At 52.7% G+C, this 10,969-nt stretch carries 9 protein-coding genes and 1 pseudogene; 3 read left to right on the top strand and 7 right to left on the bottom strand.

The genetic code is table 11. From position 1 onward, the window contains the following. Nucleotides 1-306: 306 nt before the first annotated feature. Together ACYQ14_RS16185 and ACYQ14_RS16190 are read left to right on the top strand one after the other, a co-directional pair. The gene (locus tag ACYQ14_RS16185) at nucleotides 307-1,479 is read left to right on the top strand and encodes an MFS transporter (protein ID WP_459889385.1); all 1,173 of its coding nucleotides are present in this window, start codon (nucleotides 307-309) and stop codon (nucleotides 1,477-1,479) included. Nucleotides 1,480-1,535: 56 nt separating this feature from the next. After that, a pseudogene (locus ACYQ14_RS16190) lies at nucleotides 1,536-2,105 on the top strand (DUF7983 family protein); the annotation flags it as partial. 151 nt (nucleotides 2,106-2,256) lie between these two features. On the opposite strand, the gene ACYQ14_RS16195 reads toward ACYQ14_RS16190, so the two are convergent. From ACYQ14_RS16195 to ACYQ14_RS16215, 5 genes are all read right to left on the bottom strand, one after another. After that, nucleotides 2,257-2,697, bottom strand: coding sequence for a hypothetical protein (locus tag ACYQ14_RS16195; RefSeq protein WP_459889386.1), 441 nt, complete (start codon nucleotides 2,695-2,697; stop codon nucleotides 2,257-2,259). 128 nt (nucleotides 2,698-2,825) lie between these two features. Further along, nucleotides 2,826-3,371, bottom strand: a complete 546-nt coding sequence (locus ACYQ14_RS16200) for a winged helix-turn-helix domain-containing protein (protein ID WP_459889387.1) — start codon at nucleotides 3,369-3,371, stop codon at nucleotides 2,826-2,828. A 225-nt stretch (nucleotides 3,372-3,596) separates the two neighbouring features. Further along, entirely contained in the window at nucleotides 3,597-4,070 is a 474-nt protein-coding gene (locus ACYQ14_RS16205) for a hypothetical protein (protein ID WP_459889388.1), read from the bottom strand. Between the two features lie 525 nt (nucleotides 4,071-4,595). Next, nucleotides 4,596-5,048 (bottom strand): hypothetical protein, encoded by a 453-nt coding sequence (locus ACYQ14_RS16210; protein ID WP_459889389.1) that lies wholly within the window; start codon nucleotides 5,046-5,048, stop codon nucleotides 4,596-4,598. Between the two features lie 532 nt (nucleotides 5,049-5,580). Continuing rightward, nucleotides 5,581-5,934, bottom strand: coding sequence for a hypothetical protein (locus ACYQ14_RS16215; RefSeq protein ID WP_459889390.1), 354 nt, complete (start codon nucleotides 5,932-5,934; stop codon nucleotides 5,581-5,583). A 533-nt stretch (nucleotides 5,935-6,467) separates the two neighbouring features. Here ACYQ14_RS16215 and ACYQ14_RS16220 point away from each other — a divergent pair. Then, nucleotides 6,468-8,507, top strand: coding sequence for a phospholipase D family protein (locus tag ACYQ14_RS16220; RefSeq protein WP_459889391.1), 2,040 nt, complete (start codon nucleotides 6,468-6,470; stop codon nucleotides 8,505-8,507). Nucleotides 8,508-8,602: 95 nt separating this feature from the next. On the opposite strand, the gene ACYQ14_RS16225 is transcribed toward ACYQ14_RS16220, so the two are convergent. Then, nucleotides 8,603-10,246, bottom strand: coding sequence for an ATP-binding protein (locus ACYQ14_RS16225; protein ID WP_459889392.1), 1,644 nt, complete (start codon nucleotides 10,244-10,246; stop codon nucleotides 8,603-8,605). Beyond that, nucleotides 10,246-10,911: a DUF8166 family protein gene (locus tag ACYQ14_RS16230; protein WP_459889393.1), complete on the bottom strand. Its 666-nt coding sequence runs from the start codon at nucleotides 10,909-10,911 to the stop codon at nucleotides 10,246-10,248. The genes ACYQ14_RS16225 and ACYQ14_RS16230 overlap by 1 nt, the downstream gene beginning before the upstream one ends. Nucleotides 10,912-10,969: the final 58 nt, after the last annotated feature.

Genomic DNA, 10,969 nt, shown 5'->3' on the forward strand with positions numbered 1-10,969 from the left:
CGTGTTGAATACAATGCGCGAATGTTGCACAGCCTGAGTTGGGATCTGCGGGGTTTGCGATCGGTTATCACAGATTAGTTGAGGGACAACATCCAATCAATTTCCATGATGAATGTCTGGAAAGGACTTTATATGCAACAGATGGTTTGAAACAAATGGTTCAAAGTTGTTTTATTGATTGTCAACCTATGTCATGTACTTATTATCTATATCTGTTCAGAAATTTTGATTTTATAGGTGGGAACAATTGAGAATCAAGTAAGATAAGTAGTCTTCTGTTCTTCTCAGATAATAGGCCTGTTAATAATGCAGTGGCGATATCGAGAAACGGTTCTTACTCTATGTACGCTGGCATTTTTTATCACCACGATGGGGCGTTTGGGGATTAGTCCGTTAATTCCCGAAATTTCCGAAACATTTTCTGTCTCAAATACGATCATTGGATTGTCACTGACTGGGATGTGGTTCGCGTATGGTCTTGCTCAGTATCCAAGCGGACTATTCGCAGACCGATTCGGGGAACGCCGAATAATTTTTCTCTCTGTTGGAGGATCAGCAATTGTTATATTTGCCGCTTCAGCGTCGCCTTTCTTTGGATTGTTTTTCTTGGCAGTGATGTTACTTGGTGGAGTCGCAGGACTTCACTACAGTGTTGCAACGACACTGCTCTCACGGACTCACGATGAGGTCGGTACTGCGATTGGCGTTCACAATTCTGGAGCAACGGTTGCTGGTTTACTCGCACCTCTTGTCTTCGTCTGGATTGCGGTCCGATTCGGGTGGCGAGTTAGTATCGCTACTGCTGGGTTACTTGCTGTCCCGATAGCAGTTCTTTTTGCATGGAAAATCCGAGAGATGGAACCACGTCATTCAAAAACACCTTTTCGGGAACGAGTTCTAGGTTCCGAAATTCGAGGAATACTCACACGACCATCAATCTTGTTTACACTCATTATTGCTACAATTTGTGAATTTGTATGGCAGGGGACAGCGACTTTTCTACCAACATTCTTTGTGGAATACCATGATGTTTCTACGACCTTTGCTGGTGGTCTCTTTTCGGTTTATTTTCTCATCCAAGCGTTCGGTCAAATCAGCGTTGGCGCTGTCTCTGATCGAATTGGATGTGACAAAACTATTGCCGGTTGCATGCTGACTGGCGTCATCGGATTCTGTGTTCTCGTAATGAGGTCTGATCTTCTTTCATTTATGATCGGCGTGACGTTTATTGGTGTTGCTATGAGTTTTGCTTCAGCCCTTCTACCCAGGTTTCTAAACGTTTTTGCAGTTCAAGAGGAAAATATTGGTCTTGGTCTCGTTCGGACCATCTACATGATTGTTGCGTCTTTAGGTTCGGTGATGGTAGGACTATTTGCTGATTTGTTTGGGTGGGAAGCTTCGATCACTTTTCTCGTGGTCTTACTAGCAAGCGTGTTTGTTGCACTTTCGGTTAATTGGCTGCTTAGATTCGGATATTAATCTTCTATTGGTGAAATTGATTGCTACTCCGTCACCTCTCCACCTATACTTACCGCGAGTTTTATTCGGATGCGTTACTTCTCATCGACGCGCTCGAACGTCACGACGTATCCGATCTGTCCGAACTGGAGACTGACGCACTCGTGAATCTCTACACGCTGTGCTCTGACGTCCAACGAAACGCCAACGGGTTCCGACAGAACACCGCCGACGTGTTGCTCGACAGACTCCATCACAACCAACCGGTCCACGGCCAGTACGGGTCCGTCCAGCGAACGTCCCGCCGCAACCGTTCGCTCAAGGGCAAAGAGGAAGTACTGGCCGCGCTGGGGAATGAAAGAATCGATCGGGAACGTGTGACGAGCGTCGATTCGAGCAAGGTCGATGAGGCTCTAAAGGTGACGGAACTCCCGGAGTCGGCCGTCTACGAGATCGACGAGAGCGAATACGTCCGGAAAGCCGAGGTCGACGAGGACGTCAAAGAGTCGCGTCTCCAGGGGCTGAAAGACCGCTTGGCAGCGAGCGAAGAAAAAGAGACCGACGATCTCCGACGCGAAATTGAAGCACTCGAAGACCGTATCGATGATCTCACGAGTTTCAGTACCGGATCACAGTTACAGAACTGATTCGATTCATCGATTTGTGCTTGATAGTAATAAACCGGTTCAAATGCCTGCGAGCGTTGCGTGTGCGCAGCAGGAACGGCCAGCTATTCTCTGCTCTGAGCAGAGGCCGTTCGAACCGCGCATCGTTTCGGCAACCGGACCGGTATGTGCGTCATTCAGAGTCGTCAAGCCGGTCGGCGAGCGCGTCCATCAATTCCCACAGGAGACCGGACACCGATCGTGCACCGAACGAAACCGGCTCATGGGTGTATGTGTCATCCGCGTCATCGCGTTCCTGATAGTGGAGGAGTCCATCGACGTGGGGGTTTGGTTCACAGTGGAATCCGCAGTCGAACCCGTCCGATTCGCTGTAATGGATGGTGTAGTACGCCTGTATCGGGGTCCGCATCCAGGCATCGTTCGTACGGTCGGCCGCTTCGGGACCGGGTGACGGATCCGGGATCCACGTCACCCGGAGAGACGCGGTCTCTGCTGTGCGACCGAACCACGATGGACCGAGCGTGGCCCGTAATTCCTGGTACTCGTCCGGTGGTTCCCCCTCAATGGACCGAACGGCAGGGTGTCGCGCCAGTTCGCCACGTAACTCGCGCAAAATGCGGTGTCGATCACGACCCGGATCCGAACCCCCATCGAAGCGAACACGTCCTCGGGAGGAATCAGGCGTAGCGCGTCGGGGGGCGCCAGTGTCGGACTGGTTCTTTGACGCATTCCGGTCGCCGGTCATACGGTGACCGACGACGGGTCAGACGTCCAGGTGTCGTAGTTCTTGATCGCGTCCTGCACGAGCGAGAGGCGATACCGGGCGAGTTCCCAGTCGCTTGCTGCCCGCGTCAGTTCGTATGCGAGCTCAGCAGAGACATCGTCCATGGCTGCTTGTTCACGGAGTGCGTCGGGGGAGTCAGCGTTATACTCGGCTTTCCACTCTGCGATATCTTCTTTCAACGCCGCTGCCTGTTCTGAGAGTTCCCGTTTTGTCGTGTCTTCGAGAAACTCCCGGACGTCTCGGAGTCGCGTGTACAGCGGATCCGGATAGTAGTGGCGGACCCCGTCCTGCTCGGTCGCCATCACGACACCAAGATCGATGAGTCGACGGAGATGGTCCCGCGCGGTATTCGGAGAGACGGCTGCCTCTTCAGCGATCCAAGAGGCGGGTCGGGACTCCGAAAGCGTCATCGTGACCGACTTCACCCGATCAAACGCCGACGCGTGCTCTTTCCACGCCCCTACCCATTCTGTCTCGTCGCCGGACGTATTTTCGGGCGGCATACGCTACAGTAGCCGCTTGAGCATAATAATTCTACCTCTCCTCAAATTATTGCGCACGGCCTGCTAGTGTACTAGTCATGATTTCTGGCTGAGGACCTTGTCAATATTGTCGACTTTCCTTAGCTAAAATCGATAGCCCGACTGGTTCGTCAACGCACGCCATGGCCCAAAAGGAAGGTAGAGAATGCTCATTACTTAACGTGCAACTGGCCTGGTCGTGTTAACTTAGTCGGTGTTTGCGTATTCCGGGCCGAGCACGCGTGCCCAGAGATCCTGTTTGGATCGTTTACCAGTCCCGTCCTCTTTGTCCTCACGGGCAAGTCCAGCAGTCAGCTGCAGCAACTTGAACAACTCCGTTATTGCTTCTTGCCCCAACTCGATTACATCTGGCCCCATGGCGACGTGATGAACGGGTCGTGGATGTTCGTAAAACGTATCGTACACGTCATCGGTGATCCACTTGAGATCCTGCATCGACTCCGGGACGTCACCAAGTATCTGAAGGCCGGATAACCTGGCTGAACAACGCGAGCATCGTTCCTCAATGTAACCGATTTCACAGCAGGTTTGGACAGAGATCAAGCCCTGAACTACCTCCTGAAAGTCATGGTATGCCTCCGGGGCTATGCCCTGTTCGACGAGTTTTTCATGATCAATATCTCTGCACTGCACCGGTTCGGAATCACGTGTGTCTGTCATATTCGCAAACCGTTGTAATCTACACGCTATTTAAAAGGTAAGCCCTCAGCTGGTATCATTATCCGATCAAACCGCCATAATACCGCTACAAATCAAGATTGTCCACTCAATATTCCTCCTTCCGAAATACAATCCAAAAATAGTGGGGTGGAATAAACTAGTGGTGTCTCTAACCGAGAACTCAAAACAGCACCTAGTAGCAGAGCCATCCCCGAGTTTTTCAGATATCATTGAAATTTTCCGGTGAACGAATAGCGCAAAACCCATGCTGATGTATGGGAACGCGCGCGCCAGCACATCGATCGAGAGCAAAAACAATGGAATCCTTGAAATCATCAACAATAACCGAGATTTACCAACTCACAGCCCTCTCCGTCTGAGAAACCAGGGCCACTAGGAAGGACGCTCGAGCAGAGATCACCGCAACTGCTGCGACTGTTTATTCCCTGTCATGCGTAGCTTTGACTTCTTTGGAGCTCCGGTTGTGTTCGTATGTTGCTGACTCGTGGCATTTCCCGCCAGTCGTCAGTAAGGGTAGTACTTCGGCTCGAGATCGTACAGCGAGACGCTACTGTTCTCATCGAAAACCTCAGTCCCTGACTCAGCGTTGTCTACCACACTGCGCTCGTCACTACCCGATGTGGGTTCGTGAAGATCGATCAAACGATAGACGGCTTCCCCAGACCATCCACATTCGCAACTCGCTCGCGCGTGCGCTCCATTGTACGGATCAAGTGCCGGCTCGATAAGCTTCAACTCACTGCTGCACACCGGACACCGATCATCGATTGCTGAGTAGCTGTGGCCGCCGATCGCTCGGAGATGATCCGCATCCAAACCGTGTTCAGTGAGCACAGCCTCAAGAGCGGTTTCGAGATCGTCAAGGAACTGCTCATGATCTGCCTCGTCAGTGGGTACCGCTACTTCCTCGAGTTGGAGGGTTAACTGGCATCCTGTCGCCGATTTGTCGTACCTCATGTAACAGGTTGGTAGTCTCCCTCACTTAATGACTTGCAAAAGGGGGACGCCCCATGGAGTGTGAACAAGTAGACACTCGAGACAGACCGAAGACGATCACCGACCATTCTCAGAGAGGAAAGGTCGCCGAGTTACACGTCTGTTGTAACTAGTTCGATTGCAATTCAATCAACTCAGTCGTTAACTGCTGAAGTTCGTCTTCTTCACCAATCGCGGTTAGCCACCTTCAGGAAGTGCCTCGACTCCAAATCGCGCGCATGCGATTGCACCGACAACGGCACCGATCAAAATTCTCGCTTCAAGCCAACTGCAGATCCTCCTTGATGACGGTCCCAGCAGAGCCAACGAACTCACCTCCTCGTTAGACATCCAGGTATGTATCAAGGGCTCCGTGATACTCAGTTTCCTCCGCTATACACACAGGTATTGTGAATTGCCTCAGGGCTTGACCCCGAGGCACTCGCCTCGACCCGCCTATAGAATTTCAGAAAGAGTCGGATGGCAATTGTTCGGCTGAGGTGGGCGGTACTGTTCAGTACTGATTTTGGACTTTATCGATCTTGCATTGGACACAGAGATCATCAGCAAAGCACGAGACACTGTCGTACGGACAGTCGTATTCCTCTACGTGAACAGACTGACGGCGTTTTTCCTGCCGCCAAACACTTTCCCAGTCGTCGATATTCATATCGGCAGACGTGAAAACGACGTTATCGTCTCGATCCACGATTTTTGCTACCGTCACCGAGTATTGGTTCTCTTTGACGATGTCAATCGCACCCTCGTATGAGCTACAACTGAGTACCTCCGTTCCAGATTCATCATCTAAAAGCCGAACTCGGATTGATCCGTCGTATTCTTCCGTTGGATCCAGCCCAGAAGTCATGGTGCATAGTTTCGAAATAGTGTCTAAAAAGTTGGGATCCGAGCACACCGCAAGGTTGAATCGATGACAGCGTTCCTTCTCGGGACGGCAGCACTCAATCGGAACCACGAGGTTCCGGTATCAGCCGCTCTACTCTGAAATATTCCGGAGGAACGACCGAACGCTGTTGAGGACTTCCGACTGTTCGTCGACAATTGATTGCAGTTTCTGATGTACTTCCGTGTAACGTAATGTTCACCGAGGATGCGGCGGCTCACGTTCATGCGATCGCTCACGATATCTACTAGGATATCTTCGGAGAGAAAATGGATGATGCTCCCATGGCGAATGGCGTGGAGACTGACCGCTTCTGGGCATTTTGCGTTCACCTTCTCTTCACAATCGGGACAGGACTCGTCGCTCTCACTATCAGCAGTAGTGCACAGATTCGAGGTTCCTATTCTGCCTCGTACAGACCCCTATTTACTGGTTTCCGGTAGGATTTTTGTCTTGAGTCCTACTAAGCTATCTCTGCTCGGGACTCATGTTAACGTATGGCAATCGACCTTCAAAATCTCTCTACAGAAGACACTCACCAACTTGTTGAACTGAAGAGCTACCGCACGTTTAAGCAACTCTTCACTGACGTCACTGCACTTCGCATTATCTCATTCTGTACGACACCACAGTATCTCATCGAGACAATCGACGACATCGCACCGAACGCAAAGCTCGAAATAGTCATCGGAGATGCGACGACGTATCGTAAGCAACTCAAAGACAGTGTTGAACTGGCCGATCGCCTCGAGCAGTTCCGTCGAGACGGACAAGTCACGATTTTCGAGTGCCCGAACCGGAACGTCCACGATAAGCTCTACCGACTTTCGTTCCCTGATAACGAAGTCACCTGGCTCATCGGTTCAGTTAATTTTTCGAAGAACGGGTGGAGTCGTCAGCACAATAGCACGACAGTTCTCGAAACGTCGGCTAAGTCACGTATCGATAAAGACCTGACAGCCTATTTCGACAGCATCCAGAGAGCATATGCCGAACCGTTCATGGAAGATTTAACTGCTGCTATCGACGAGACGGATGTTGAGGAGCGTCGAGCGGTCATCGAAACGTGGCTTGACGTCGGAACGACTGAGCAGACACCTGAAGCAGAATTCCTTGCCGAGGTAACCGACCATATCGATGAAACAGTCGACGCTGATTCGATTGCAGTCTCTCTCGATGAAGGTCCCGCTGTGAGTCAGGATGATGAACCGATATCAGATACTGTACCTATTGACGGGCTTCCAGACCACCGTGTCTCGCTCTCACTCGCTCATCTTGACCAGACGGCCCGAGACGAAATTACAAAACAGTTCACCGCCGCTGGTGGGAGCGTTACGAAAAACACGCTCACGCTCACGCCAGGTGTCTTCCAAGACGTCTCTACACGACGGTTTGGCGTTCCTCCAATGCGGTATCGTGATGTTGATGGTCACCCTGAACTCCGGTTCCACGCTGATGGCCGTGTCTACGACCTCTCCGAACCGCTTCCTGACGACCCCGCAGCAGTCGATGCTGCGTTGGCTCACTTAGAATCGTACTTTGACCTCGTTGCCGAGTACGGACGAACGAACAACGCAGATCCCCTCCGAGCAACGCTTTTTGAAGCGTTGCTCTGGATGTTTTGGGCTCCCTTCGCCACGCGCCATGCTGAGTTCTATCGATCTGCTGGGCTTGAGGAACTGGACAAGACCTTACCAATGCTGTACATTCATGGCGACCCATCTTCCGGCAAAGGGACATTCGCCCGATTCGCGCTGTCATTACTTTCCCGTGGGCGCGTTGATCGCCCTATCGACGCTGATGACATCACCGTACGGAAATTGCGTCTGCTACGAGCAGCCGATACGTGTTTCCCACTCATCGTCGACGATATCAAAGCCGATCGAGTGAACTCACTCACCCTCCTCCGGAACTATTGGACCGACCATTGGGAGCCCGATATGCACTTCCCACGATTCTGCTTCATCTCGAACGACAAGCGGCCAGAAGGTCCCGAACGCGAACGGATGCGTCTCCTTCACTTCGATGTCCACTTCGATCCGTCTGATCAGGAGGGACAGGCAAAGGTCAACCGTCTTATTGCGACTGATAATCCGCTGTTCTCCTGGTTTGCGTACCAATACCTCCGTACTGACCTGAGCCTGCAGCCGTCAGGAACGCACGCACCACCAATTGTCGAGATCAGGGACGTCATGCAGGAGCTCTATGCATACGCTGGACGCCCACTTCCTGAGTATTTCCCCGACGTCCCTGCAGAGACAGTGCATGACGTGGGTCGTGATCGGTGGGAAGAATTGCTCACCTCTGACCGAGTAACTGTTTCGACTGTCGATGAAGGACTTCAAATCCGTTTTGATAAGGAAATGCGCTTCGACTACACTGAGTACATCAGAGCAATTCCGCTGTACTGTCGGCCTGACCGGCGTGGCCTTGACGTAATCATTCGTGAACCAGTAGCATTCGAAACCTGGCTGGGAGGTGAACCCTGGGTTCAGCAAACACCGTTCCAACGGATTACCCAGCGTTTCACTAAGTGAACCGCCTCAGGATTACGCCCCAAGGCATTCGGACCGTTCCGCCTGTAGAGTGTCGTGAGTTCGTCGGAATCGCCTATTATTAGGGCCGAACGCGGTTAATCAAGGCTCTGAACACCAGTCGAATCACCTCCACCGAAGTCAGCTTCTTCAGACCGTGAGGGTTCGCGCTGTCGCTGCTCATAAGCTTCACGCCAGTCATCAATTATTGGACGACTCTCGGCACCGTGCTCTGTGCATCGACGCCGGACTTGAACGAGTGCCGGTGTGTTCATGGCGTCGCCGGAGACAATTGCTTGCCCAGGCGTCAATCCAGGTAGTTCACGGGTGACATCCTCACCAGCGGCCTCGACAGACTTCTTGATCGCGTCTTGGTCATTCGGATTCCGAATCTTCATTGAGATCTGTGTCCCGCACTGCGACAGTACGTCCGGGTCAATCTTTGACGGCCGTTGACTGATGATTCCGAGTCCGAACCCGAACTTACGCCCTTCGGACGCGATCGTCCGCATGATCCCAAGCGATGGGGCATCGCCGGACGCAGGGGCGAACCGATGGCCTTCCTCAAACAGCGCGAAGACCGGATGATCGACTTCAGAGTCACGTCCTCGCACGTCGTTGAGGCGCTGTCGGTACAGTCGCCGCACGAGAACCGTTGTGATGAGTTGCTGATCCCGTTTGTCCAGCGTGTCCATCTGAAGGACCGTACACTGACCAGGGTCTACGATTTCGTCCAGGGGAACGTTCTCTTCAGGGTGGAACAAGTCGTTCCGTTGGATCGACCGTCGAAGCCGCCACTCTAACGCTCCGACACTGGCGTCATCCGAACCGAAAATTTGCTCCATCTCGTGGATGAGATCATCGACTCCCCAGGTACGACTCTCTTGGTTCTGTATCGAACGCCACGCTGTCGAGAGCCGTTCTTGCATCCTGTTGCTCGGATTATCCAAGATCGCCATGACATCCCCGATCTTCAACTCGGAAATTCGAACACGGAGCCGATCCGGATCGTAGTACACGACGTCCGGCTGGTACCCGTCTTCTCCCTGGAACGCCTCGTGACCCTGCATTTCGCTCAGCGTATCATATTCGCCGTGTGGGTCAAACACCAGTAATGATGCGCGGGAACTGGGCCGCATCATTTCCTCAATCAGGACGGATGCGGTGTATGATTTCCCGCTGCCAGTCTCTGCGAGAATCGCCAAGTGTGTCGAGACGAATTCCTCAATAGGAACATGGATGTTTGTTGCTTCCTCCGCTCGATTTAGTAACCAGCCAATGTGTGCGACGCCTCCCAACTCAGCCACGTTGGCGCGGTCGGTTTCACAACCGAGGTTTGGCAGCACCGTTTCGAGCTGAGGGTCCGGTGCGATAGACAGTGGCGTTCCCGGATCAGGAAGTTGCCGCGGGTTGGCGAACGTCGTCATATTCGTATCGTAGTACCCGATAACCGTCGCTGTCAAACGGTACAATTCCGTGTCGTCGTTCGGGACACCGAGTGTCGCCGCGACCGTGTCTGGCGCAACTCCTGGATCAGCGAGGAAACCCTCCGGAAGGCCCCTGATTAACTCACGGTTCGTCACGCGAGCAAACACCGATCGGGTTTCGTTCTCGACCGAGACCGAGTACGTGATGAACTCACCTGTCTTGATCGTCCTCTCCGCTGGTGCAACGAAGACAAATTCGTTTGGTCCGTCCCCAGGGCCGGCGACCGTCCCGATGACGTTCGAGCGGGCCGCCATTAGACTACCCCTCGCTGCTGGCGCGCCTGCCATTTCACGTTCTGCTCAACCACGTCTAATACGCGCTGACTCGAATCGTCCTCCGGAAGCATTCTACGCAATCCGTCGATGATCGTCACGACTACTTCTGACCCGAAATCACCTGCAATATCTACGAGTCGATCCATATACGCCAACTGTATTTGCCCGTCGACGCGGTGGAACGCTTCAACGAAGTCCCTCGGACAGTGGTACACCGTGTCGTCGACTTCCAGCGTCCATCGCGGCATTTGGTGACTTGGATCCGTAATCGCCCGGTCGTCAGTGATGACCGCAGTGCCGAGCAACGCAATCCCGACGAGCGTCGTTCGCTCCTCAAGGTATCCTGGAGTGAACTGTGCCTGATCATCTTGAGCTAATCGTGGCCCAGTTCGCCCCTGATCTGGATCTACTAACTGCGTGTCGTAAATCACGCCGACAATCGCGTGTTCAGTCCCGTCCACAGTCTTCTTCATGAAGACCGGTTGCCCAAACTCGCGTTCGTGCAGTTCCGGCGGTCGGTCGCAGTCCCGCTCCTTGTACACCTCCGCGACGTAATCGAGGTGGCTGTTCGAGGATACGATACTCCCAATCCGGACACACGAATCGATGTCCGGTGAATCATTAGGTGTTGATGCGTTCGTCATGGTTTTCGAGAGGTGTTATTGCGTGTTGCTTGCTCAATGTGGGCTACCAAGCCAATGT

The sequence above is a fragment of the Halostagnicola bangensis genome (assembly GCF_054653435.1).

Coding starts and splice junctions, on each gene's coding strand:
- ACYQ14_RS16220 (WP_459889391.1), top strand. CDS start 6,468: ATGGCAATCGACCTTCAAAATCTCTCTACAGAAGACACTCACCAACTT.
- ACYQ14_RS16185 (WP_459889385.1), top strand. CDS start 307: ATGCAGTGGCGATATCGAGAAACGGTTCTTACTCTATGTACGCTGGCA.
- ACYQ14_RS16215 (WP_459889390.1), bottom strand. CDS start 5,934: ATGACTTCTGGGCTGGATCCAACGGAAGAATACGACGGATCAATCCGA.
- ACYQ14_RS16200 (WP_459889387.1), bottom strand. CDS start 3,371: ATGCCGCCCGAAAATACGTCCGGCGACGAGACAGAATGGGTAGGGGCG.
- ACYQ14_RS16230 (WP_459889393.1), bottom strand. CDS start 10,911: ATGACGAACGCATCAACACCTAATGATTCACCGGACATCGATTCGTGT.
- ACYQ14_RS16210 (WP_459889389.1), bottom strand. CDS start 5,048: ATGAGGTACGACAAATCGGCGACAGGATGCCAGTTAACCCTCCAACTC.
- ACYQ14_RS16205 (WP_459889388.1), bottom strand. CDS start 4,070: ATGACAGACACACGTGATTCCGAACCGGTGCAGTGCAGAGATATTGAT.
- ACYQ14_RS16225 (WP_459889392.1), bottom strand. CDS start 10,246: ATGGCGGCCCGCTCGAACGTCATCGGGACGGTCGCCGGCCCTGGGGAC.